Raw genomic sequence first — 23900 nt, forward strand, 5'->3', positions numbered from 1 at the left:
GCGACGACGACCGGACCCACGAGGACACGTGGGCCCGCGCCGCGGACGAGCCCCGCCCGGGAACAGCGACCATCCCGGGAACAGCGACCATCCCGCGAAGGGAGAGCCGAAGAGCAGCCTCACGGCCCCGCGGACCCCGCGCTGAGGCCCGCGTACCGCGGCGGTAACGCCGAGCGCGGCACCCCGTAACAAGCCCGGCGCACGCTGCCCGCATGCACTCCACCGCGACGCCGACCCACTGCCCGTACTGCGCCCTGCAATGCGGGATGAACCTCGCCGAGGGAGGCCCGCACGGCGTGGAGGTCGTGGAGCGGCCGGGGTTCCCCGTCAACCGAGGAGCCCTGTGCGGCAAGGGACGCACGGCCCCCGCCGTGCTCTCCTCCCGGGTGCGCCTGACGGAACCGCTCGTCCGGTCGCCCGCCACGGGACGGCTCACGCCCGCGCCCTGGGAGGAGGCCCTCGACCTGGTCGGGGACGCCCTGTCGCGGGCTCGGGCGGAGCACGGCGCGGACGCGTGCGGGGTGTTCGGCGGGGGCGGCCTGACCAACGAGAAGGCGTACGCGCTGGGCAAGTTCGCCCGGGTGGCGCTCGGCACGTCGCAGATCGACTACAACGGACGGTTCTGCATGTCGTCGGCGGCGGCGGCCGGACAGCGGGCGTTCGGCCTCGACCGGGGGCTGCCGTTCCCGCTGGCGGACATCCCGCGCACCGGCTGCGTGATCCTCGTCGGGTCGAACCTCGCCGAGACGATGCCGCCCGCGCTGCGCTACCTGACGGAACTGCGGGAGAACGGCGGCACGTTGATCGTCGTGGACCCCCGGCGGACCCGCACCGCCGAGCAGGCGGACCTGCACCTGGCGCCGCGGCCCGGCACCGACCTCGCCCTGGCGCTGGGCCTGCTGCACCTGGTCGTGGCGGACGGCCGCACGGACGAGAGGTACATCGAGGAGCGGACCAGCGGATGGGAGGAGGCACGGGCGGCGGCGATGGCGCACTGGCCCGAGCATGTGGAGCGGATCACCGGCGTGTCCGTGCCGGAACTGCGCGAGGCCGCAGGGATGTTCTGCGACGCCGACGCCGCGATGGTGCTCACCGCGCGCGGGCCCGAGCAGCAGGCCAAGGGCACGGACACGGTCGGGGCGTGGATCAACCTGTGCCTCGCCACGGGGCGGGCCGGGCGGCCGCTGTCCGGGTACGGCTGCCTGACGGGCCAGGGCAACGGCCAGGGCGGGCGCGAACACGGCCAGAAGGCGGACCAGTTGCCCGGGTACCGCAAGCTGACCGACCCGGCGGCGCGGGCGCACGTGGCGGCGGTCTGGGGGGTGGACCCCGGGTCGCTGCCGGGTCCGGGCAGGTCGGCGTACGAGCTGCTCGACGCGCTGGGCGGGGACGTCCGGACGCTGCTCCTGATGGGCTCCAACCCGGTCGTCTCGGCGCCACGGGCCGGGCACGTGGAGGAGCGGCTGCGCTCGCTCGACTTCCTGGCGGTGGCGGACGTGGTGCTGTCCGAGACGGCCCGGCTGGCCGATGTGGTGCTGCCGGTGACGCAGTGGGCGGAGGAGACCGGGACGGTGACGAACCTGGAGGGGAGGGTGCTGCTGCGGCGCCGGGCCGTGTCCGCCCCGCCCGGGGTGCGCAGCGACCTGGACGTGCTGCACGGGCTCGCGGCGCGGCTCGGCCACGGGAAGGGGTTCCCGACGGATCCGGAGGAGGTCTTCGAGGAGTTGCGCCGGGCGAGCGCGGGCGGGCCCGCGGACTACTCGGGGATCAGCTACGGGCGGCTGCGGGAGGACGACGGGGCGGGGCTGTTCTGGCCGTGCCCGGCGGAGGGGGCGGGTGCGGGGGGCGCCGTGGAGGACGGGGGCCGGCGCGAGGGGGCGGGTGCGGGGGGCGCCGTCGGGGACGGGGGCCGGCGCGAGGGGGCGGCGGAGGGGGCGCCGCGGGGCACGCCGCGGCTGTTCCTCGACCGATTCGCCACCGAGGACGGGCGGGCGCGGTTCGTGCCGGTGGTGCACCGGGCCGCCGCGGAGGAGCCCGACGCGGAGTATCCCGTGCTGCTCACCACCGGGCGGGTGCTCGCGCAGTACCAGTCCGGGGCCCAGACGCGGCGCGTCGACGAGCTCAACTCGGCGGCTCCCGGGCCCTTCGTGGAGCTGCATCCGCGGCTCGCCGCGCGTCTGGGGGTCGGTGAGGACGATCCGGTCGCCGTCGTCTCGCGGCGCGGCCGCGCGGTGGCTCCGGCGCGGGTCACGTCGGCGATCCGCGCCGACACGGTCTTCATGCCGTTCCACTGGCCGGGTGAGGGGCGGGCGAACACCCTGACGCATCCGGCGCTGGATCCCGTGTCCCGGATGCCGGAGTTCAAGGTGTGCGCGGTGCGGCTGGAACCGGTGGAGGAAGTCCGGCCGGTGGAACGGTCATGAGGCTCCCCACGGGGGGAGGGAGCGGGCCCGGGGGGTCAGGCCCCGGGCCCGCCGATCAGGGGGCCGGCGTCCGGCCGGTGACCGCGGGGGTCAGCAGGTGCGCCCGACGTACCAGGCGCCGTCGATGTCTCCGGCCTCGCCGATCCAGGTGACCCCCGGGCCCACACACATCGTGGAGTTGGGGCCCCAGTCGTCGATCTCGATGACGATGTGCGAGCCGTCGCTCGTGCAGTGGTTGTAGTACGCGTCGCTCGCGGTCTCGTAGAACCCGCAGGGGTTTTGCACCGACGGCTCGGCGGAGGCCGAGGACGCCAGCGTCATGCCGAGGCCGATGGTCAGTGCGCCGATGAGGGCCGGCAGGGAACGGCGAACTCGCATAAGCGACTCCTTCTGGACGGGGTGCTCGCGCACCGTCTTGCACACCTGCAGGTGCACACGGAGAGCATCCAGTCGCTCACTATCCGTAGTCACGTGAAGTCGCTCGCACGAGTGGTTGAGATCACCGGATCGAGGGCGTGGGCGTTTGAGCTGCGCGAACGAACGCCTGGGGCGGTCAGCGACCAGCGGGGCGGGAGTTACCTTCCGTATCGGCTCCGGCGCTGTCTCCGGCGCTGTCTCCGGTGCCGTCTCCGGCGCTGTTTCCGGCGCTGTTTCCGGTGCCGGATCCCGTCCCGAGCCGGCGCGAGCACCAGTCGCCGCTCTCGATGACCTTTCCGGAGGCGCGCAGTCGAGCGGCGACGCGGGGTGCCGCGACGTAGACCCAGGCGGTGGCCTCCGTGCGGTCCGGGCGGACGACGCGGCGGGCGATGCGCTCGTAGAGGTTGCGGGGGTCGCCCGGGACGTACTCCTCCAGGAGGTCCAGGGCGACCAGGAGCCGGTCGTAGGCGTCGGGCAGCGCGGTGATCAGTTCGCCGTGCACCGGGCCTCCCCCGGGCTCCTCGACGACGTACGGGTAGCCGGGCCCGTCGTGGAGGACGGCGTCCGGCAGCAGGGCGGGCTCCTCCGCGGAGGTGCGGCCGTGGAGACAGCGGCCGTGGTGGTGCTCTCCGGGGCGCAGCGTGCCGTAGACGAAGAACGGCAACGACAGCCGGGCCGTGCCGCGTCCGCTCACGCGCCGCCCTCCCCGTCCGCGCGCGCCTTCACGCCCCTGTCGGCGCCCCCGCCCTCACCCTGATCCGCGCCCTCGCCCTCGCCCTCACCCAGGTCTGCGCCCTCGCCCTCGTCCGCGCCCCCGCCCCCGTCCCTGCCCCCGTCCGAATCCAGGTCCATGTCCCCGTCCGCCGCGGTCTCCCTCTCCACCCACTCCACGTAAGTGGCGCTCCCCCGCACGACCGGGGTCGCGATGATCTCCGGGGTGTCGTAGTCGTGCGCCCCGGTCAGCCACGCCTCCAGGGCGGGGTAGCGGTCGGTGGCCGTCTTGAACAGCACCTGCCACTCGCGGGCGGACTCCAGCGCCCCCTCCCACCGGTAGACGGACGTCACGGGGCCGGCGATCTGCGCGCAGGCCGCCACCCGTGCCCGTACCGCTCCCCGCGCGAGGTCCCGCGCCTTGTCCTCGGTGTCCGTCGTGGTCAGCACGGTCAGCACCCGCGCCTTCGGTCCGTCGTCGTCCGTGTGCCGCATACGCCGATTGTGCACAGGGCGGTCGCGCGCGGCGGCGGCAAGAGGCGACCGCCCCTGCCGAAGGTCCCGAACCTCGCGCTTTCGCCCCGATTGGTCGCAGCTGTTACACAACCTCCGGTTTTCCGTGATGGTCGGTTCCTACGGTCGACAGCGGTGGCCGGTCCTCTGCCGAATCCCCGGTGCAGCCCCTGGGCCGGCCACCACCAGTTCACCGCCCCCGTTCCCCGCCCGCGAAGGCCCCCAGTCCTGTCCTGCCTCCCCCTCGACGGTCAGCAGCCATGAATCCGAACCTCCGCCGCCTGCTCCTGCTGGGCGTCGTCCCCCTCGTCGCCCTGCTGGCGGCGCTCGCGGCCTCCGGTTGCTCCGGCCCGAACGGCCTCGGCCAGGGCGACGCCGCGCCGTCCGTCTCCATGCAGCCCCGCCCCGAGGCGGTCTGGCCCGCGTGGGCGGGCAAGACGTCGTGGTCCCCGGGCGCGGAGGCCTCCACGCGCCAGCCGCCGCCGGAGCCGCTGAAGGGCGTGAAGGTCGGCAAGGGAGGACTTGCCGCGATGGACCCCCACACGATCCTGCGGGCCGATCCGCGCACCCGGCCGCTCGCCGACCGGAGCTCGATCGACCGGCCGGGGCAGGCCGGGCTGCGCCCGCCGATGTTCCTCGACCTGACCGGCGACAAGAAGCCCGAGATGCTGGTGGCCGCCGACACCGAGAGCGGCCGGTCCGTGCTGACCGTCTACACCGAGCGCGACGGCAAGGTGTATCCGATCCTCTTCACCTCCGGCCGGAGCCTGAGCGTGGAGACCATCGGCCCCGACCTGCTGGTGCGCACCCCGTGCTCGGAGGGCGGCGAGCAGGCCGTGCGCTTCCACTGGGACGGCGCGCGGATGTCCACGGTCAGCGACATCAAGAGCTACCGGCGCACGCCCCAGCCCTCCGGCGCGGCGAATCCGCCCGGGAACGCGCGGGCCAGGCCCTCCTCCCCCGCGTCCCCCTCCCCGGGGAGCCCTTGATGCCGCGTCGGTCCGCGGCCCGGACCGGAGCCGCGCGCCGCTCCGGAGCCGTCGGCGGGCTCCGCGCCGCGCTCAACAGCCTCGGGCTGCGCTGGAAGATCGCCGCGCTGCTCGCCGTGGGCTGTGCGGTGGTGGCCGTCGCCATCGGCTTCCTGGTCCACCACGCCCGGCTCGACCAGGTCGCCGAGAACGCCAGGTCGGGGGCGACCGCGCAGCTCGTCCGGGTGCGTCAGCTGTACGAGCTGACGGGGCAGGTCGACCAGGCCGACACGGACGCCGCCATCGACGCGCCCGGGCTGCCCGCGGCGCTGCGCAGGGCGGCGCTGGCCGGGCAGCGCACCACCTACCTGGACATGGCGTCGGGCGACCCGTGCGTCTGGGCGGCCCGGCCGGTCGGCGACAACCCGCACCACGTGCTGTCCATCCGCGAGTCGCTGCGCGGACAGGCCGACGAGATGGCCGACTTCGACCGGCAGCTGCTGGTCTCCGGTGCCGTCGTCGTCGGCCTCGCCGCGCTCGGCGGCGCGGGCCTGTCCAGCAGGCTCAGCCGCGAGCTGCGCACCGCCGCCGCCATCGCGCGCCGGATCAGCCAGGGCGACCTCGACGCCCGCATCGACCACCCGCGCCCGCCCGGGCTGCGGCACGGCAGGGACGAGGTCGCCGAGCTGGCCACCGCCGTCGACACGATGGCCGCCTCCCTGCAGCAGCGCCTGGAGGCCGAGCAGCGCTTCACCGCGGACGTCGCCCACGAGCTGCGCACCCCGCTGACCGGGCTGCACACGGCGGCCGAGCTGCTGCCGCCGAGCCGCCCCACCGAGCTCGTGCGCGACCGGGTCGGCGCGCTGCGCACCCTCACCGAGGACCTGCTCGAAGTGGCGCGGCTGGACGCGGAGGTGGAGAAGCCGGATCTCGACGTGCATCCGCTGGGGCAGCTCGTCGAGGGGATCGCCGAGCACGCGCGCGGGTCGGCGGCCGGTTTCACGGCGCGGGGCGCGCGGGAGGCGTACGAGACGTTCGTGCGGACCGACGCGCGGCGCCTGGAGCGGATCCTCACCAACCTCGTGACCAACGCCCACAAGCACGGCGGCGGCCCGGTCGAGGTGCGGGTCGACGGCGTCGAGATCACGGTCCGCGACCACGGGCCGGGCTACCCCGCGCACCTGCTGGAGGACGGTCCGCAGCGCTTCCAGACCGGTGCGCGCGAACGCGGCCAGGGCACCGGTCTCGGCCTGACCATCGCGCTCGGCCAGGCCCAGGTGATCGGCGCCGAGGTGGAGCTGGCCAACGCGGCGGACGGCGGGGCGCTGGCGGTGGTGCGGCTGCCGCGGGCCTGACCTGGTCAAACCCACTACGGCCGGGGTGACTTGGGTGGCTACGCTGGCCGTATGACCCAGCGCCTCGCACCGCAAGCCAAGGAAGCCACCATCGGCGAACTCGCCGAGCGCAGCGGAGTGGCCCCCTCCGCTCTGCGGTTCTACGAGAGCGAAGGGCTCATCACGTCCCGCCGCACCTCGGGGAACCAGCGCCGGTACAGCCGCGACACGCTGCGCCGGGTCGCGTTCATCCGCACCTCGCAGCAGCTCGGCATGCCGCTGGCCACGATCCGCGAGGTGCTCGCCCTGCTCCCCGAGGACCGCACGCCCAACCGCGCGGACTGGGCCAGGATCTCGGAGTGCTGGCGCGAGGACCTCGACACCCGGATACGCACCCTCCAGCGGCTGCGCGACAACCTCACCGACTGCATCGGCTGCGGCTGCCTCTCCCTCTCCCGCTGCGCGCTCTCCAACACCTGGGACGCGCTGGGCACGCGCGGCCCCGGCCCGCGCCGCCTGGTGGAGCGCCGCATCCCGAGCACGGAGGGCCCCGGCGGGACGGACGGCACGGACCCGGCGGAGGCTGCGGCTGCGGCGGAGGCGGCGGACGGGCAGGGGGACGAGGGCGCCGGCGACCTGTGCCGGGGAGCGGGCGCCGAGGGTCCGGGGTGCCTCGGCGCCGTCCCCGCGCGGAGCGTCTCGTAGCGTGTCGGCATGACAAGCACCGGACTCGTTCAGCGCATTGAGATCGACGGACAGCCCGCCACCGCGGCGAGCCTGCTGTGGCCGGCCCTCGTGCAGACCGGCCACTTCACCGCCATGCAGGTCAGGGGCGGCAGGGTGCGCGGCCTGGACCGTCATCTGGCGCGACTGGACGCGGCCACCCGCGAGCTCTTCGGGCAGGGCCTGGACGGCGAGCGGGTGCGTGCGCTCATCCGGCAGATCCTCCGCGACGACTTCCCCGCGGCGACCGTACGCGTCTATGTGCACGCCCCCGACGGGGAGCCGTCCCTGATGCTCACCGTCCGGCCGCCGACGGAGCTGCCCGCCGCGCCCGCGGAGCGCGCGCAGTCCCTGAAGTCGGTGCCCTACCAGCGGCCCTTCCCGCACATCAAGCACCTGGGCGGGTTCGCGCAGGCCCACCACATCGAGCTCGTGCGGCGGGCGGGCTACGACGAGGCGCTGCTCACCGGCCCGGACGGGGCGATCAGCGAGGGCGCGATCACGAACATCGCCTTCTTCGACGGCACGGACGTCGTGTGGCCGGACGCGCCCCACCTGAGCGGCATCACGATGCAGCTGGTCGAGCCGCGCCTGCCCGCCGCGGGCCTGCCCACCCGGCACGCCCCGGTCACCCTCGCCGACCTGCCCTCCTACTCGGCGGCCTTCGTCACCAACGCGTGGGGGGTGCGGCCCGTGCGGCGCATCGACGACCTCGCGTACGGGATCGACGAGGAGCTGATGGAGCGGGTCTCCGCGGCCTACGACGAGGTGCCCTGGGACACGGTCTGAGCCGCGGCACGCGTCCGCGCGGGGGGCGCGCGGCGCCCGGGGTCACCCATTCACAGGCGCCGCGCCGAGCCTTCGGAGACTTTCCGCCGATACGCCGGTGACCTGCTGGAACGCGCCTCCCGCCGGGTCGGCGAGCGCCGCGCACGGCCTTTCTGATGGTTCATCAGCAGGCGTGGGCCGCCGAGTGCCACTTACCTCGGAGGAGCGGGGTTCGACCGACGCAGCGGCACTTGGGGGTGCCGCGGGCCGTACCCGTGCGAAGGCCCTCGGAGGAACGACCACATGCGCAACGCCCGCCTGCTGACCGCTACCGCCCTCGCCGTGGCGGCGGGCGCCCTGGCGGCCGTCCCCGCGGCCGCCGCCTCCGTCGCCCCCGGCGCGCCCGCCGGGCACCTGGAGATCCGGCCCGCGACCGTCACCCCCGGTTCGGCCGTCACCGTCTACACGACCGCCTGCGGCCCCGGCGGGACCGCGGCGGGCGACGCGAGCGCGGTGGGCGCGGGCACCTTCGCGCTGGCGCCCGGCACCCAGCAGGAGACCGGCGAGGCCGCGACCGGCCGGTTCGAGGTGCCGCCGTCCGCGCAGCCCGGGACCTACGAGATCGTCGCCAAGTGCTCCGGGTCCGGCGGCTCGGGAGCGAAGGACAAGCAGCTCGCGGGCGATCTCATGGTCACCATCACGTCCACCGCGGCGGCCGGCGACCGGCAGCCGCAGCATCCGAGGGGACATGTGAAGACGGGGGTCGGCGGCGCGCTCGGTCCCGACCCCGTGCAGACCGCGGCGGGAGTGGCGGCGCTTGCCGTCGCCGCCGCGGGCGGTACCTGGCTCCTGCACCGCCGGGCGAGAGGCGACAGGATCTGACGGACACCCTCCGCTGTCCACCGGTACCGCCACCCCTGCCCCCTCCCGGCCCGTGTCCCCTCGCGGGCGGGGAGGGGGACGAGGCTCCTGCCCGCCCGACCCCGAGGGGGACGCCGTATGCGCCGTGCACCCCGCGCACGCAGGAAGACCGGCAACACCGTCATAGCGGCCGTCACCGCGGGCGCGCTCTGCACCGGGGCGTGGCTGCTGGCCGGCGGCACCGCGCCGCACCCGCCGCCGCAGCCCTCGGCCGCGCAGGCCGCCTCGGCCGCCCCCCGCGCCCCCGCGCCGGCCGGCGCCCACCACCCGCCGGGCACCGGCACCGCGCCGCTCCCGCCCTCCCCGCCCGACCGCGTGCGCATCCCGTCCATCGGCGTCGACACGCCCCTGATGGGCCTCGGCCTGACCGCGCAGGGCAGCCTCGACGTGCCGCCCCCGGAGCGGAAGAACCTGGCGGGCTGGTACGAGGCGGGCACCACGCCCGGTGAGCGCGGCACGGCCATCGTGGCGGGCCACGTCGACAACAAGGAGGGCCCGGCCGTCTTCTACGAGCTGGGCGCGCTGCAGAAGGGCCGCACGATCGAGGTCGAGCGCAGGGACGGCAGCGTGGCCGTCTTCACCGTCGACGCGAACGAGGTGTACGACGCCAAGGGCTTCCCCGACGAGAAGGTCTACGGCGCCGCGCCCCGGCCGGAGCTGCGGGTGATCACCTGCGGCGGCAGGTACTCCCGTCAGACGGGCTACCAGGGCAACGTGGTGGTCTTCGCCCACCTCACGGCGGTGCGCTAGGGAGATCGCAGGGGCACCCTCTCAGGGGCGCCCTCTCCAGGGAGCGACCCTCACGCCAGCCACTGCTCGTAGGCCATCTTCACCACGAGGGCGAGGACGGTGGTCAGGAGCACGACCCGGACGAAGCCGCTGCCCTTCTTCAGGGCGGTGCGGGCGCCGAACATGCCGCCCGCGAGGTTGAAGACGGCCATGAGCGCGGCCAGCTGCCACAGGACCGCGCCCTGCCAGGCGAACATCGCGAGGGCGCCCGCGTTGGTGCAGCAGTTGACGATCTTCGCGGTGGCGGAGGCGGAGACCAGGTCGAGGTGGAGCACGGCGGTCAGGGCGAGGACGAGGAAGGTGCCGGTGCCGGGTCCGATGAGCCCGTCGTAGAAGCCGATGCCGAGGCCCGCGAGGGCGATCGCCGCCAGGATGCGCTTCGGGGAGGCGGGGGCAGCCGGGGGCACGGTGCCGAAGGCGGGCCGCAGGATCACGAAGGCGGCCACGGCGAGCAGCACCACCATGATCACGGGCTTGAGCACCTCGGTGCTCATCCCGGCGGCGAAGAAGGCGCCGCCCATCGACCCGGCGAGCGCGGCCAGGCCGATCCGTACGGCGGTCGGCACGTCGACGGGGGTCTTCCTGACGTACGTCACGGCGGCGCCCGTCGTCCCCACGATCGCCACGGCCTTGTTCGTGCCGAGGGCGTGCGCGGCCGGGGTGGAGCCGGGCAGGCCGAGCAGCAGGGCGGGAAGCAGCAGCAGTCCGCCGCCGCCGACCACGGCGTCGATCCAGCCGGCCGCGAGGGCGGCGAGGCACAGGACGACGACCGCGGTGAGGGATATGTCAGGCATGATCGCGACCTTAGGGACCGGGTGATCATGGCGTCCACGGAATCCCGGAGAGTTGAGCGTCTTCTGAGGTCGGGGCAGGTCGGCGGTGGTTCAGGGGGCGGCCTGGGGGGCGGGGACGCCCGCCGGTACGCGGTCGGGGGCCGGGGGTGCCGCCGGGTCGACGGCCAGGGCGAGGGCCGTGGCGACGAGCGCGCTCGCCCCGGCCAGGCCCGCGGCGAGCCTGCGGCGGGCCTGGAGGGTGGGGCCCGGGGCGGGGGCGACGGGTTTGCGGTGGCGTCCCATGGACCTGCTGACCAGCTTTCTCGGACTCGAAGGGGGGTGCGGAGGGGGGCGGAAGGAGGCGGAGGGGGGCGGAGGGTGCGGTGTCAGAACGTGAAGCACTCCGCGTGGATGCGCTCCGCAGGGACGCCCGCGCGGACGAGCGCCGCCTCCGCGGCCGCGGACATGCCGGGCGGGCCGCACAGGTAGACGTCGTGCTCGGCGAGGTCGGGGATCAGATTGCGCAGGGCCTGCGGGGCGAGCGGGTCGAACGCCGCGTCCGAGCGGCCCAGCAGGTAGTGCAGCCCGGCCTGCCGGCGCTCCGCGATGGCCTCCAGTTCCTCCCGCAGGACGAGCTGGTCGGCGCTGCCCGCGCGGTAGAGCAGGGTGACGTCGCCGGGACCGCCCGGCAGCGTCTCGAACAGCGCCCGCATCGGGGTGATGCCGACGCCGCCCGCGAGGAGCAGCACCTTGCGCCGGGTGCGCCGGTGCGCGGTGAGGGCGCCGAACGGGCCGGTGGCCAGGACGCGCGTGCCGGGGCGCAGCCGCCGCATCCGCCGGGTGTGGTCCCCGGCCGCCTTGACGGTGATGCGCAGGGTGTCGTCGCGCACGGGCGCGGACAGCGAGAACGGCAGCGCGGTGTGCCAGAGCCTGCGCTGCAGGAACCGCCACCGGAAGAACTGCCCGGGTTCGGCGCGCAGGTCGGCCACGCCGATGCCCTGCACCACCACGGAGACCACACCGGGCCCCTCGTCGCGCACGTCGGTCACGCGCAGGCTGTGCCGCAGCGCCTGCCGTACGGGGACGACGAGGCGGTACCAGACCAGCAGGACGGCGACGGTGGCGTGCAGCAGCGACCAGAGCCACAGGCTCGGCAGGCCGCCCGCGACGTCCGGGCCCGCGAGCTGGTGGACGAAGGCGAGGGCGGCGCCGAGGTAGGTGAGCAGGTGCACGGCCCGCCAGGTCTCGTGCGGGACGCGGCGGCGCAGGGTGCGCGCGGAGGTGACGCCGACGGCGGCGAGCAGGGCGGTGCCCGCGGTCGCGGCGGCGAGGCCGGGGTAGCCGAGCAGGTCGAGCCCGGCGTGCAGCAGGTCGGTGTCGGCGTGGGCGGCGTATCCGCACAGGGCGAGCAGGGCGTGGGCGGCGCACAGCGTCAGGACGTACCGCCCGCCGAGCGCGTGCCGCCGGGCGAGCAGGTCGGCGCCGACGCCGTGTTCGACGGCGGGGACGCGGGCCATCAGGAACAGCATGACGAGGATGCCGTACCCGGCGAGCAGCCCCGTGAGGTGCGCCCCGGTGGCGAACAGCACGTCGAGCCGGGCGGACGGCTCGGCCTGGACGGCCCACAGCGCGCCGACGGCGAGGCCGCCGCCGAGCACTCCCCCGTGCAGGGCCCGCGGGGAGACGCGGACCGGGGGGACGGGGGTGGCGCCGCGGGCCGCCCGTGCCGTGCGGGCCGGGCGGCGGACGCCCGTCCCGCGCCGGGGATGGCCGTCGGGCGGCGCCGGTATCCGCGGCGGCTCGGCGGGCACCGGCGGGACCGGTGCGTCCGGTGTCCGCGCGGTCGGCCCGGTGGGCGCTCTCGCCGCGGGATCCGTCTGCCGCAGGTACGCGGACAGGGCGGGGTACGCGTCGAGTCGGGGGTCGGCTGCCTCGGTGGTCACGGCCGCACACTAGGCGCCGTGAGGGGCTGGAAGTCGCTGGTCAGCGGCGTCGGGCCGTTCTTTAAGGCGCTCTTGAGGATCGGCTCAACGAGGGTTAAGCAACGGGCCCTCACAGCCGGGCCGCGCCCCCGCTGAGGGCAGCGTTCCGCGCGGGAAACAGCGGCGATCCTGCCGGGTAACACCGGCCCCGCACGCTGCGGGACATGACCTCCTCAGCGCAGCCGACCGCCACCGGCGCCGCACCGGCCGACGGTGTGGTGGTGATCGGCACGGGTCTGGCCGGCGCCCGCGTCGCGCAGCGGCTCGGCGCCGGGACCGTGCTGATCGGCGAGGAGGAACACGCCCCGTACAACCGGGTGCTGCTCGCCGAGGTCCTCGCGGGCCGGTACGGACCCGACGTGATCGCCCTGCCGCGCCCGCCGGGTCCGGTGCTGCGCACCCGCGTGGTCCGCGTCGACCCCGGCGAGCGGCGGGTGCACTGCGCGGACGGCACCGTCGTCCCGTACCGCACGCTCGTCCTCGCGACCGGCTCGAACCCCGTGCTGCCGCCGCTGCGCGGCCTGTTCGCCCCCGGCGCCCGGGAACTCCCCGGCGGGGTGCACGCCTTCCGGACCCTGGACGACTGCCTCGCCCTGTCCGCGGCGGTGACGCCCGGGACGCGGGCCGTCGTCATCGGTGGCGGGCTGCTCGGCGTGTCGGCGGCCCGCGCGCTGGCCCGGCGCGGCGCCCAGGTCGTCCTGACCCAGCAGGCCGAGCGGCTCATGGAACGCCAACTCGACCCGGCAGCATCGGACTTGGTGCGCCGCCACCTGGCCGGGCTCGGCGTCGAGGTGCACACCGAGTGCCGGGTGCGCGGGGTCGGCGTGCGCGGCGGGGCGGTGCGCCGCGTCGAGCTCGCCGACGGCTACCGCCTGGACACCGAGCTGACCGTCCTGGCCTGCGGCGTGCGGCCCCGCACCGGTCTTGCGCGGGCGGCCGGGCTCGCGGTGCGCCGGGGCGTCGTCGTGGACGACCTGCTGCGCACGTCGGACCCGCACATCCGGGCCGTGGGCGACTGCGCGGAGCACGCGGGCCTGGTCTACGGCCTCGCGACGCCCGCCGTCGAGCAGGCCGACGCCCTCGCGGACGCCCTCGCACCCGGCGCCGGTGCGAAAGGTGCGGGAGCCCGCACCGCCGCGCGCCCGTACACCGGTTCCCGCACCCTCACCCGGCTGACCCTGCCGGGACCGGGACCGCTGGACCTCGCGGCCTTCGGCGACGTGCGGGCGCGGCCCGACGACGACGTCGTCCAGCTCGCCGACGCCACCCGCGGCACCTACCGCAAGGTCGTCGTCCGTGACGGCCGGCTGGTCGGCGGGGTGCTGCTCGGCGAGCTGGCGGCCGTCGGCGTGCTGGCCCGCGCCTGGGAGGCCGACGACCCGCTGCCCGACGACGACAGCCCGCTGCTGCACCTGCTCACCCATCCCCGGGCCCCCGGCTCCGCCCGCCCCGGGGAGACCCCCATCGGAGGCCGCTGACATGCCAACGCCCGCACCGACCCCGCTCCCCCGCCCCACCCTCGTGCTCGTCGGCCACGGCATGGTCGGCCAGCGGTTCCTGGAGGCCGCCGCCGCGCAGGGCCTGACCGCGAGCCACCGGGTCGTGGTGCTGTGCGAGGAGCCGCGCCCCGCCTACGACCGGGTGCGGCTCACCTCGTACTTCACGGGCAGCACGCCCGACGAACTCTCGCTCACCGACCGGGACTTCCTCGACGAGCACGGCATCGAGCTGTACGTCGGCGACGCGGCGGAGCGCCTCGACCGCGCCGCGCGGACCGTCACCGCGCGCTCGGGTGCCGTGTTCACGTACGACACGCTCGTGCTCGCCACCGGCTCCTACCCGTTCGTCCCGCCGGTGCCGGGCAAGGACGCGACGGGCTGTTTCGTCTACCGCACCATCGAGGACCTGCTCGCCATCGAGGAGTACGCGAAGCGGCGCGCCACGACGGGCGCGGTCGTCGGCGGCGGACTGCTCGGCCTGGAGGCGGCGGGCGCGCTGCAGGGGCTCGGACTGGCCACGCACATCGTGGAGTTCGCGCCCCGGCTGATGCCCGTGCAGGTCGACGAGGGCGGTGGCGCGGCACTCCTTCGGACCATCACCGGCATGGGCCTGACCGTGCACACCGGCACCGGCACGCAGGAGATCGTGACGGGCGGGGACGGCGCCGTGACCGGCATGAAGCTGTCCGACGGGAGCGAACTCGGCACGGATCTGGTGGTGTTCTCGGCGGGGGTGCGCCCGCGCGACCGGCTGGCGCGCGCGCACGGCCTCGCGGTCGGCGAGCGCGGCGGCATCACCGTCGACGAGCGGTGCCGCACCAGCGACCCGCACGTCTACGCCATCGGCGAGTGCGCGCTGGCGGCGGACGGCCGCGTGTACGGCCTGGTCGCACCGGGCTACGAGATGGCGCAGACGGCCGCCGCCGCCATCGCCGCCCGGGAGGCGAGCTTCACCGGCGCCGACCTGTCGACCAAGCTGAAGCTGCTCGGCGTCGACGTGGCGTCGTTCGGCGACGCGCACGGCGCGGCGGAGGGGTCCCTCGACGTCGTCTACACCGACTCGCGTTCGGGGACGTACAAGAAGCTGGTGATGGCGCCGGGCGGCGAACTGCTGGGCGGGATCCTCGTCGGCGACGCGGAGGCCTACGGGCTGCTGCGGCCGCTCACCGGGTCGGTGCCGCCGGTGCCCGCCGAGCAGCTGGTGCTGCCCGCGGGCGCGGGCGCGCCCGTCGCGCTCGGCCCGGAGGCGCTGCCCGGCTCCGCGGTGATCTGCAACTGCCACAACGTCACCAAGGACGCCATCTGCGCCTGCTCGACGCTGCCCGAGGTGAAGAAGTGCACCAAGGCGGGCACGGGCTGCGGCAGTTGCCTCAAAGTGATCGGGCAACTGCTCCCGCAGAGCGGCGACAGCGGCCTGTGCGGCTGCTTCGCGCAGACCCGCCAGGAGCTGTACGAGATCGTCCGCGCGCTGCGGGTCACCTCCTTCCGGGAGCTCCTCGACGCGCACGGCCGCGAGGAGGCCCGCGGCGGCGAGGGCTGCGACGCGTGCAAGCCCGCGGTCGGCTCGATCATCGCGTCGCTCGCGCCGACGATCGGCGCCGGGGGCTATGTCCTGGACGGCGAACAGGCCGCGCTGCAGGACACCAACGACCACTTCCTCGCCAACCTCCAGAAGAACGGCTCCTATTCGGTGGTGCCGCGCATTCCCGGCGGCGAGATCACCCCGGAGAAGCTGATCGTGATCGGCGAGGTGGCCCGGGACTTCGGGCTCTACACGAAGATCACCGGCGGTCAGCGCATCGACCTGTTCGGCGCCCGGGTCGAGCAGCTGCCGATGATCTGGACGCGGCTCGTGGACGCGGGCTTCGAGTCGGGGCACGCGTACGGCAAGGCGCTGCGCACCGTGAAGTCCTGCGTGGGGCGCACCTGGTGCCGGTACGGCGTGCAGGACTCGGTGCGCATGGCCATCGACCTGGAGCTGCGCTACCGGGGCCTGCGGGCGCCGCACAAGCTGAAGTCGGCGGTGTCCGGCTGCGCGCGGGAGTGCGCCGAGGCGCAGTCCAAGGACTTCGGCGTGATCGCCACGGCGAGCGGCTGGAACCTGTACGTGGGCGGCAACGGCGGTGCCACCCCGCGCCACGCGGACCTCCTCGCCCAGGACCTGGACGACGCGGGCCTGGTGCGCCTCGTCGACCGGTTCCTGATGTTCTACATCCGCACCGCCGACCGCCTGGAGCGCACCGCGGCCTGGCTGGACCGGATCGACGGCGGCCTCGACCACGTGCGCGACGTCGTCGTCCACGACTCGCTGGGCATCTGCGCCGAGCTGGAGTCGCTGATGGCCGCGCACGTCACGCACTACCGCGACGAGTGGGCGCAGACGCTGGACGATCCGGAGCGGCTCGCGCGCTTCGTGTCCTTCGTGAACGCGCCGGGCGTGCCGGACCCCACCGTCGGCTTCGTGCCCGAGCGCGACCAGATCAAGCCGGACCTCCCCCTCCTCTCGATCGGCCCCCGCCCCCTGGAAGGAGCCGCACGATGAGCGACTCGACCGCCGCCCGGGTCCACCTGCGCCTGGACGACACCTGGTTCGCGGTCTGCGACCGCACGCAGCTGCTGCCGGGCCGGGGCCTTGCGGCCCTGCTGCCCGACGGCCGGCAGGCGGCGCTCTTCGTCGACCGGGAGGGCCGCCCGTACGCGATCGACAACCGCGACCCGTTCACCGGCGCCTCGGTCCTCTCGCGGGGCCTGCTGGGCACGGAACGGGGGCGGCCGTTCGTCGCCTCGCCGCTCCTGAAGCAGCGGTTCGACCTGGCGACCGGGCGGTGCCTGGACGACGAGGAGGTGTCGGTCGCGGTGCATCCGGTGCGGATCGCCTGACCGGCACTCTCCCGCTCTCTTGACCGATCGTTCCAAAAAACTCTTGACCAGTCGTTCCAGAAAGACGTAGTGTTCCTCTCGTGGCCAGGACCAAGGAATTCGATCCGGACGCCGCGCTGCAGACGGCCCTGGAGCTGTTCTGGCGCCGCGGCTACGAGGCGACGTCGATGGCGGACCTCGTCGAGGCGCTCGGCATCGGGCGCGCCAGCATCTACGCGACCTTCGGGAACAAGCACGACCTGTACCTGAAGGCGCTGGAGCGGTACGGCGAGCTGCAGAAGCCGCTGCTGCTCGCGGAGCTGGCGGCGCCGGGCCCCGCCCTGCCCGCGGTGCGCGCGGTGGTGCGCCGCTTCGGCGCCGAGTCGACGGCCGAGGAAGGCCGCCTGACCGGGTGTTTCATCACCAATACGGCGACCGAGCTGGCGCCGCACGACGCGGCGGCGGCGCGCTGCGTCGAGCGGAGCTGGGACCACATCGAGACCCTGCTGCACTCCGCGCTCGTCCGGGCCCGGGCCCAGGGCGAGCTGCCCGCGGACCGCGATCCGCTCACGCTCGCCCGCATGCTGCTCGTGGTGATGCAGGGCCTGCGGGTGGTCGGCAAGGCCTCCAGGGATCCGGCCCGGGTACGGGACGCGGTCGAACAGGCGCTCACCCTGCTCGACTGACCCGTCAGCCCTCCGGACCCCTGTTCGCCTCCCCCGCACCACCCCTTCCCCTGCGCCTCCGGCCGCTCCCCACCCCCGTACGCCCCACGCGCCGCCCGTCGCACACGGCCTCACCCTGCCCTCATACTGAACCGATCGGTCAAGAAAAGAGTCCCTGTCATGACTGCTCCCGCCCCCCGCTCCCGCTTCGCCGGACGCACCGCCCTCGTCACCGGCGGCGGCTCCGGACTCGGCCGTGCCACCGCGCTCGCCCTCGCCGCCGAAGGCGCGAACGTCGTCGTCGCCGGGCGCACCGAGGCCCCGCTGAAGGAGACCGTCGACCTCATCGAGCAGGCGGGCGGCACCGCCCTCGCCGTCACCGCGGACGTCTCCCGCTCGGCCGACCTCGGCGCGCTCGTGGCCGCCACCGTCGAGCGCTTCGGTTCGCTGGACGTGGCCGTGAACAACGCCGGCATCCTGCGCGCAGGACAGCCGGTCGCCGAACTGCCCGAGGCGGACTGGCGCACCATGCTCGACATCAACGTCACCGGCGTCCTGCTCGCCCTGCAGGCCGAGGTCCGGCAGATGCGCACGCAGGCCGGGGGCGGCGCCATCGTGAACATAGGCTCGACCCTGGGGGCGCACACCAGTGTGCCGGGCACCGCCGCCTACGGCGCCACCAAGGCCGCCGTGTCCGCGCTCGGCCGCGCCGCCGCCGCCGAGCACATCAGGGACGGCGTGCGCATCAACACCGTCAGCCCCGGCTCCTCCGACACCACCATGTCGTTCCGCCCCGGCGAGACCGAGGCCGACCGGGCGGCCCGCATGAAGGAGGACACGCCGCTGGGCCGGGTGTCCAGCACCGAGGAGGTCGCCGCGGCCGTGCTGTACCTGGCGTCCGACGAGTCCGGCTCGGTGGTCGGCGCCGACCTGGTGATCGACGGCGGCGCCGCGGCCTGACCGGCCCGCGCCGGGCCCCTGCCGTAGGCTCCCTCTCCCGACTTGCCCTTCGGCAAGCGGTCGACGGAGAGGGAGCCCCGCCATGCCCGCCTGGACCGCGAGCGACATCCCCGACCAGAGCGGCCGCACGGCGGTGGTGACCGGGGCGAACAGCGGGCTCGGCTACGTCACGGCGCGCGAACTGGCCCGCCGCGGCGCCCGCGTGGTCCTGGCCTGCCGCAGCGAGGAGCGCGGCAGCGCCGCCGTGGCCCGGCTGCGCACCGAGGTGCCGGACGCGCACGCCGAGTTCGGCCGCCTCGACCTCGGCGACCTGGCGTCCGTACGGAAGTTCGGCACGGCGTACGAGGGCACGCGCCTGGACCTGCTCATCAACAACGCGGGCGTCATGGCGCTGCCCCACCGGCGCACCGCGGACGGCTTCGAGACGCAGTTCGGCGTGAACCACCTCGGGCACTTCGCGCTCACCGGACTGCTGCTGCCGTGCCTCCTGCGGACGCCGGGGGCGCGTGTCGTGACCGTGTCGTCCGGCCTGCACGCGCTCGCCGACATCGACCTCGGCGACCTCAACAGCGAGCGCCGCTACCGGCGCTGGGTGGCCTACGCCCGGTCCAAGACGGCCAACCTGCTCTTCGTCCACGAGCTGGCGCGCCGCCTGGCCGCCTCCGGCTCCGGCCTCGTCGCGGCCGCCGCCCACCCCGGGTACGCCTCGACGAACCTGCACGGCGCGGGCGCGCGGATGGAGGGCCGCAAGGCCGTCGAGCGCCTCATGGAACTCGGCAACCGGATCATCGCGCAGTCCGCGGAGTCGGGCGCGCTGCCCACGCTGTACGCGGCGACGGCGCCCGGCGTGCGGCCCGACTGGTTCACGGGCCCCGGCGGCCTCGGGCTCCGCGGCGCGCCGGGACCGTCCTGGCGCGCCAAGTGGACGCGCGACGACGTGGCGGGCGAACGCCTGTGGGCGGCCTCGCAGGACCTGACGGGCGTACGGTACGACGCGCTCACGTCCCCGGCCGGCTGAGACGGCCCCGCAGCGCCCCTACGCGACTCCGCGCCCCCGCCCGGCTCCGCGCCCCCGCCCCGTCCCGCCGGGAGCGCGGGTCCCGCCCTCACGCCGCCGCGCGCAGCTCCACCGCCGCCAGCGGCACGAAGCCGGGGCCCGTGCCGCCGGTCGGTGCGTCCCTGCCGCCCAGGCGCCGCAGCATGGCGAGCGCGATCCGCTCCCCCTGCGCCTTCGCGCGGTCCGCGTTCGGGCCCCGGTGCGGTCCGTCGACGGTGGCGTGCCACAACTGCACCCAGCGGCCGAAGTGCTCGGCGGTCAGCGGGCGCGCCTCGTGCAGCACCGCGTGCGGGGCGAAGGCGTTGCGGCGGTACTCGGCCGTGCGGAACAGCGCGCGCTCCCAGAAGTCGGTGATGCGCGGCAGGTGGACCTCCAGGTCGGTTCCGGCGATCTCCGTGAAGAACGGGCCGATCAGCGGGTCGGCGAAGGCAGCCGTGTAGAAGCGGCGCAGCAGGGCGTCGAGGTCGGCGCGGGAGGTGATGTCCGGCCGCGCGGGGTCCGGGACGGGCGGGGCGATCGGGGCGGGCGGGGTCTGCGGGGCGGGTGCGGCGGGCGGAACGGGCTGAAGGTGCGGGGCGTCCATGGCTCAACGGTCCGCCCGCGCCCGGGCCGCTCCCAGGGCCGAAGGTCCCCCTCAGTGCAGGTCGGAGGCCTCGAAGACGGCCCGTGCCGTCGCCCGGTCGGCCCGTTCGGTCAGCCGCCGCAGCTCGGCGCAGCCCGTCCTGAGCAGCCCGGCCTCCCGGGCGGCCCGGGCGCCGGTGTCGAGGCGGTGGAGGAGCAGCGGGTTGTCGACGAGGATCTGCGGGTCGAGCTCGATCCGGTTGCCCAGCGAGTCGCACAGGACCAGGCGCGCGGCGACGCCCCCGCTGTGCCGGACGGCGGTCAGCAGGCCGGTGCAGACGTGCCGCCGCCGTCCGAGGCCCCGCACGGCGAGCCAGCCGGGCCCCGCGGTCACCCGCACCGGGTGCAGCACCAGGTAGAGCAGGCCGGAGAGCGCGGCCCACAGGCAGGCGCGCGGCGGGCTCAGGGTGGCGTTGGCCCCGTCCACGAGGAGGACGAGAGCGAAGAGCCCGAGCGCGCAGAAGACGGCCGCGCGCACGTCGGCCGCCCAGGTGCGGTCGGACGTGCTCCGCTCCGGCGCCCCCGTGACCCGCACGTCGCCGGTCAGGCCCTCGTCCCGCGCCGTGTCCCGGCGCGCCGCGCGCCGTCCCGTCCTGTGATGTCCCATGAGCGGAACCGTAGGACGCCGGGAGGCCCGCGGCACCTCCGTTGACGTGGTGCTGACACCCGTCGGGCACACCTTGACGGGCCGCTGACGCGGGGCCTCCCGCGGCCCGGCGGGCGGCCGTCCCGGGCAGGGCGACACCCGGACGCAACACACCTGTCGTAATCCCTCTGCATGGTTGATCGTTGGGCCGGGCACACACCGACGCGTACGGCGCCGCCGCCCGCCGGCGGCGCAGGTCCGACACGACGCAGGGGGACGACCAGCATGACCATCAGCCGCAGGACACTGCTCGGGACGGGCGCGGCACTCGGGCTGCTCACCGCGTGCGGGTCCAACACCGGACGCGACGACGGCGGTACGGACGGCAAGGGGCCCAAGCTCGCCCAGTGGTACCACCAGTACGGCGAGGCGGGCACCGAGCAGGCCGTGAAGCGGTACGCCGCCGCGTACGAGAAGGCCGCCGTGAGCGTCCAGTGGCGGCCCGGCAACTACGACGAGCAGACCGCCGCCGCCCTGCTCACCGACTCCGGGCCCGACGTCTTCGAGGTCAACGGCCCCTCCCTGGACCAGATCAGGGGCGGCCAGGTCGTCGACCTCACCGACCTGTTCGAGGGCGTCAAGGACGACTTCAACCCGGCGGTGCTCGCCCCCAAGACGTACGACGGGAAGATCTGGGCGGTCCCGCAGGTCGTCGACATGCACCTGCTCTACTACCGCAAGAGCCTGCTCGCCGACGCGGGCGTGCGGCCGCCGAAGAGCCTGGACGAGCTGGTGGACGCGGCGAAGGCGCTCACCACGAAGAAGGTCAAGGGCCTCTTCCTCGGCAACGACGGCGGGGCGGGCGCCCTCGGCATCACCCCGCTGTACGCGGCGGGCCTCTCCTCGGTCACCGAGGACGGCGAGGTCGGCTTCGACGACCCGGCGGCCGCCCGCGCCCTGGGCAAGCTGCGCCGCCTCTACGCCGACAAGTCGCTGCTGCTCGGCGCGCCCGCCGACTGGTCGGACCCGTCGGCGTTCGTGCAGGAGCTGACCGCCATGCAGTGGTGCGGCCTGTGGGCGCTGCCCGCCGTCAAGAAGGAGCTGGGCGACGACTTCGGCGTCCTCGCGCTGCCCGCCGACGGGCCGGACGGCAGGCCGGCGCTGCCGGTGGGCGCCTACGGCGCCGCGGTGAGCGCGCGCAGCGACCACCGCAAGGAGGCGAAGGACTTCCTGAAGTGGCTGTGGATCGACCGGACGGAGTACCAGAAGGACTTCGCGCTCTCCTACGGCTTCCACATCCCCGCCCGGCTGTCGCTGGCGAAGAAGGCCGCCGCGCTGCAGGAGGGCCCGGCCGCCGACGCCGTGCGCTACTCCACCGCGTACGGCTACGCGGAGCCGCTCCTGTGGACGCCCGCGAGCCGCACCGCCTACCAGGACGCGCTGAGCCGCGTCATCAAGTCCGGCGCCGACCCGGAGAACGAGCTGAAATCCGTCGTACGGAAGGTCCGGGCGGAGCTGGACCGGGTCAAGAAGAAGTCGTGAGCCGGGAGTTGACGCCGGTCGGCACGGTCCGCTCCCGGCTGCTCGGCAGCCAGAACCGCACGCTGTGGTTCTGGGTCTTCGTCGGGCCCTTCGCGCTCGGCCTGATCCTCTTCACGTACGTGCCGCTCGCGTGGAGCGTCTACCTCAGCTTCTTCGACGCCCACAACACCGTCTCGCCCACCGACTTCGTCGGCCTCGACAACTACACGTCGATGCTGCGCAACGACGCCTTCACCGACAGCCTCGTCACCTTCGCGGTGTTCTCCGCCTTCATCGTGCCGACGACGTTCGTCCTGTCGCTCGCGCTCGCCCTGATGGTGAACCGGCTGCGCCGCGCCCAGGCGTTCTTCCGGTCGGTCTTCTTCCTTCCGGCGGCGTGCAGTTACGTCGTGGCGGCGCTGATCTGGAAGCTGTCGATCTTCAACGGGGTGCGGTTCGGGCTCGCCAACACCGTCCTCGGCTGGTTCGGCGCCGACCAGACCGCGTGGCTCTCGACCACCGAACCGCCCTGGTACTGGCTGGTCATCGTCACCGTGCGGCTCTGGCTCCAGGCCGGCTTCTACATGATCCTCTTCCTCGCGGGCCTGCAGCGGATCTCGCCGACCCTCTACGAGGCGGCGGCGGTGGACGGCGCCCGGCCGGGCTGGCAGGTCCTGCGCCACATCACGCTGCCGCAGCTGCGGGCGACCTCGGTCGCCGTGACCCTGCTGCTCGTCATCAACGCCTTCCAGGCCTTCGACGAGTTCTACAACCTGCTCTCGGACTCCCGCGGTTACCCGCCCTACGCCCGGCCACCGCTCGTCTACCTGTACTACACGGCCCTCGGCCAGGGCCAGAACCTCGGGCTCGGCAGCGCGGGCGCGGTGATCCTCGCGCTGATCATCGCGGTGGTCACGGTCGGCCAGGCGCGCTGGTTCGGCCTCGGCAGGAAGGAGGACTGACATGGATGACGCCCTGGTCCGGGTGGGCCGCGCGCTGCGGGTCGTCCTGCTCATCGCCCTCGCGCTGCTCTTCCTCGTCCCCTTCTACCTCCTCGTGCGCAACGGCCTCGCGTCCGAGGACGACATCACCTCCCCCGACTGGACGTTCTTCCCGTCCACCCTGCACTGGTCGAACCTCTCCGAGCTCTTCGACGACCCGACCGTGCCGATGGCCCGCGCGCTGCTCAACTCGACGCTGATCGCGGTCGCGACGACCCTCGGCACGCTCGTCCTCGCCTCCCTCGCCGGGTACGGCCTGGCCCGCATCCCCTACCGGTACGCGAACCAGGTCTTCTACGCGATCCTCGGCACGATGATGGTCCCGGCCGCCGTCACCTTCGTGCCGAGCTTCGTCCTGGTCTCCTCGCTCGGCTGGGTCTCCACCCTGCGCGGGCTGATCGTGCCGACGCTCTTCTCCGCCTTCGCGTGCTTCATCTTCCGGCAGTACTTCCTGGGCTTCCCGCGGGAGCTGGAGGACGCGGCGCGGGTGGACGGGCTCGGGTACTGGCGCACGTACTGGCGGGTGGTCGTGCCCAACTCCCGGCCCGTCTTCGCGGCCGTCGGCACGATCGTGTTCATCGGCGCCTGGAACTCCTTCCTGTGGCCGCTGGTGATCGGCCAGGACCGCGACGCGTGGACGGTCCAGGTCGCGCTCGCCACGTTCACCACGTCCCAGGTCATCCGCCTGCACGAGCTGTTCGTGGCGGCAGCGGTCTCGATCGTGCCGCTCCTGGTGGTGTTCCTGTTCTTCCAGCGGTGGATCGTTGCGGGGGTGGAGCGGTCCGGGATCGACGACTGAGCGGGGCCGG

The 23900-nt window shown here is 74.6% G+C and carries 21 protein-coding genes and 3 pseudogenes; 16 read left to right on the forward strand and 8 right to left on the reverse strand.

The annotated features are described in order from the left end of the window. The first annotated feature begins 212 nt into the window (after positions 1-212). A complete protein-coding gene (locus ACFYXE_RS13810; protein WP_389312116.1) occupies positions 213-2423 on the forward strand; it encodes a molybdopterin oxidoreductase family protein in 2211 nt (736 codons plus the stop codon). A gap of 90 nt (positions 2424-2513) precedes the next feature. Here ACFYXE_RS13810 and ACFYXE_RS13815 read toward each other — a convergent pair whose 3' ends face one another. The 3 genes and pseudogenes from ACFYXE_RS13815 to cutA all read right to left on the reverse strand — a co-directional run. Then, positions 2514-2801 carry a DUF6355 family natural product biosynthesis protein gene (locus ACFYXE_RS13815; RefSeq protein ID WP_361175341.1) on the reverse strand — a complete coding sequence of 96 codons (288 nt, stop codon included), beginning with the start codon at positions 2799-2801 and terminating at the stop codon, positions 2514-2516. Positions 2802-3102: 301 nt separating this feature from the next. Beyond that, a pseudogene (locus ACFYXE_RS13820) lies at positions 3103-3510 on the reverse strand (gamma-glutamylcyclotransferase family protein); the annotation flags it as partial. Between the two features lie 194 nt (positions 3511-3704). Continuing rightward, positions 3705-4046, reverse strand: a pseudogene (gene cutA / locus ACFYXE_RS13825) (divalent-cation tolerance protein CutA); the annotation flags it as partial. A 278-nt stretch (positions 4047-4324) separates the two neighbouring features. On the opposite strand from cutA, the gene ACFYXE_RS13830 reads away from it, so the two are divergent. The 6 genes and pseudogenes from ACFYXE_RS13830 (at position 4325) to ACFYXE_RS13855 (ending at position 9528) form a co-directional block, all read left to right on the forward strand. Beyond that, complete coding sequence (locus tag ACFYXE_RS13830; RefSeq protein ID WP_389312118.1) at positions 4325-5053, forward strand: hypothetical protein; 729 nt, start codon at positions 4325-4327, stop codon at positions 5051-5053. After that, complete coding sequence (locus ACFYXE_RS13835; RefSeq protein ID WP_389312120.1) at positions 5053-6387, forward strand: ATP-binding protein; 1335 nt, start codon at positions 5053-5055, stop codon at positions 6385-6387. The genes ACFYXE_RS13830 and ACFYXE_RS13835 overlap by 1 nt, the downstream gene beginning before the upstream one ends. A gap of 51 nt (positions 6388-6438) precedes the next feature. Continuing rightward, a pseudogene (soxR, locus tag ACFYXE_RS13840) lies at positions 6439-6891 on the forward strand (redox-sensitive transcriptional activator SoxR); the annotation flags it as partial. A 189-nt stretch (positions 6892-7080) separates the two neighbouring features. Next, complete coding sequence (locus ACFYXE_RS13845) at positions 7081-7878, forward strand: aminotransferase class IV (RefSeq protein ID WP_389312122.1); 798 nt, start codon at positions 7081-7083, stop codon at positions 7876-7878. Between the two features lie 282 nt (positions 7879-8160). Further along, positions 8161-8739: a hypothetical protein gene (locus tag ACFYXE_RS13850; protein WP_389312124.1), complete on the forward strand. Its 579-nt coding sequence runs from the start codon at positions 8161-8163 to the stop codon at positions 8737-8739. A 117-nt stretch (positions 8740-8856) separates the two neighbouring features. Continuing rightward, positions 8857-9528, forward strand: coding sequence for a class F sortase (locus ACFYXE_RS13855; RefSeq protein ID WP_389312126.1), 672 nt, complete (start codon positions 8857-8859; stop codon positions 9526-9528). A 50-nt stretch (positions 9529-9578) separates the two neighbouring features. Here the strand turns inward: ACFYXE_RS13855 and ACFYXE_RS13860 are convergent, their stop codons facing one another. The 3 genes from ACFYXE_RS13860 to ACFYXE_RS13870 all read right to left on the reverse strand — a co-directional run bounded on the left by ACFYXE_RS13860 (position 9579) and on the right by ACFYXE_RS13870 (position 12283). Continuing rightward, positions 9579-10361, reverse strand: a complete 783-nt coding sequence (locus tag ACFYXE_RS13860; RefSeq protein ID WP_389312128.1) for a sulfite exporter TauE/SafE family protein — start codon at positions 10359-10361, stop codon at positions 9579-9581. Positions 10362-10451: 90 nt separating this feature from the next. After that, a complete protein-coding gene (locus tag ACFYXE_RS13865) occupies positions 10452-10643 on the reverse strand; it encodes a hypothetical protein (RefSeq protein ID WP_361169199.1) in 192 nt (63 codons plus the stop codon). Between the two features lie 83 nt (positions 10644-10726). Next, positions 10727-12283 carry a ferric reductase-like transmembrane domain-containing protein gene (locus ACFYXE_RS13870; protein ID WP_389312131.1) on the reverse strand — a complete coding sequence of 519 codons (1557 nt, stop codon included), beginning with the start codon at positions 12281-12283 and terminating at the stop codon, positions 10727-10729. 203 nt (positions 12284-12486) lie between these two features. On the opposite strand from ACFYXE_RS13870, the gene ACFYXE_RS13875 reads away from it, so the two are divergent. The 6 genes from ACFYXE_RS13875 to ACFYXE_RS13900 all read left to right on the forward strand — a co-directional run bounded on the left by ACFYXE_RS13875 (position 12487) and on the right by ACFYXE_RS13900 (position 19323). After that, complete coding sequence (locus ACFYXE_RS13875) at positions 12487-13800, forward strand: NAD(P)/FAD-dependent oxidoreductase (RefSeq protein WP_389312133.1); 1314 nt, start codon at positions 12487-12489, stop codon at positions 13798-13800. Between the two features lies 1 nt (position 13801). After that, positions 13802-16363: a nitrite reductase large subunit NirB gene (gene nirB / locus ACFYXE_RS13880; protein ID WP_389312135.1), complete on the forward strand. Its 2562-nt coding sequence runs from the start codon at positions 13802-13804 to the stop codon at positions 16361-16363. Continuing rightward, positions 16360-16701 (forward strand): nitrite reductase small subunit NirD, encoded by a 342-nt coding sequence (gene nirD, locus ACFYXE_RS13885; RefSeq protein ID WP_361169211.1) that lies wholly within the window; start codon positions 16360-16362, stop codon positions 16699-16701. Before nirB ends, nirD begins: the two co-directional genes overlap by 4 nt. An 80-nt stretch (positions 16702-16781) precedes the next feature. Continuing rightward, complete coding sequence (locus ACFYXE_RS13890) at positions 16782-17366, forward strand: TetR/AcrR family transcriptional regulator (RefSeq protein ID WP_389312138.1); 585 nt, start codon at positions 16782-16784, stop codon at positions 17364-17366. 159 nt (positions 17367-17525) lie between these two features. Then, the gene (locus ACFYXE_RS13895) at positions 17526-18305 is read left to right on the forward strand and encodes an SDR family oxidoreductase (protein ID WP_361169217.1); all 780 of its coding nucleotides are present in this window, start codon (positions 17526-17528) and stop codon (positions 18303-18305) included. An 82-nt stretch (positions 18306-18387) separates the two neighbouring features. Further along, entirely contained in the window at positions 18388-19323 is a 936-nt protein-coding gene (locus ACFYXE_RS13900) for an oxidoreductase (protein ID WP_389312141.1), read from the forward strand. An 88-nt stretch (positions 19324-19411) separates the two neighbouring features. Here ACFYXE_RS13900 and ACFYXE_RS13905 read toward each other — a convergent pair whose 3' ends face one another. Both ACFYXE_RS13905 and ACFYXE_RS13910 read right to left on the reverse strand, forming a co-directional pair. Beyond that, entirely contained in the window at positions 19412-19945 is a 534-nt protein-coding gene (locus ACFYXE_RS13905) for a group III truncated hemoglobin (RefSeq protein ID WP_389312143.1), read from the reverse strand. Positions 19946-19996: 51 nt separating this feature from the next. Further along, positions 19997-20590, reverse strand: a complete 594-nt coding sequence (locus tag ACFYXE_RS13910) for a hypothetical protein (RefSeq protein WP_389312145.1) — start codon at positions 20588-20590, stop codon at positions 19997-19999. A gap of 264 nt (positions 20591-20854) precedes the next feature. On the opposite strand from ACFYXE_RS13910, the gene ACFYXE_RS13915 reads away from it, so the two are divergent. The 3 genes from ACFYXE_RS13915 to ACFYXE_RS13925 are packed head-to-tail and all read left to right on the forward strand — an operon-like array spanning position 20855 to position 23890. Further along, positions 20855-22111: an ABC transporter substrate-binding protein gene (locus tag ACFYXE_RS13915; protein WP_389312147.1), complete on the forward strand. Its 1257-nt coding sequence runs from the start codon at positions 20855-20857 to the stop codon at positions 22109-22111. An 8-nt stretch (positions 22112-22119) separates the two neighbouring features. Continuing rightward, on the forward strand, positions 22120-23052 hold the full coding sequence (locus ACFYXE_RS13920) for a carbohydrate ABC transporter permease (protein ID WP_389312563.1): 933 nt from the start codon (positions 22120-22122) through the stop codon (positions 23050-23052). Position 23053: 1 nt separating this feature from the next. Then, a complete protein-coding gene (locus tag ACFYXE_RS13925; protein WP_389312149.1) occupies positions 23054-23890 on the forward strand; it encodes a carbohydrate ABC transporter permease in 837 nt (278 codons plus the stop codon). Positions 23891-23900 lie beyond the last annotated feature (10 nt).

The sequence above is a fragment of the Streptomyces sp. NPDC002564 genome, from assembly GCF_042889645.1.
Taxonomy (GTDB): domain Bacteria; phylum Actinomycetota; class Actinomycetes; order Streptomycetales; family Streptomycetaceae; genus Streptomyces.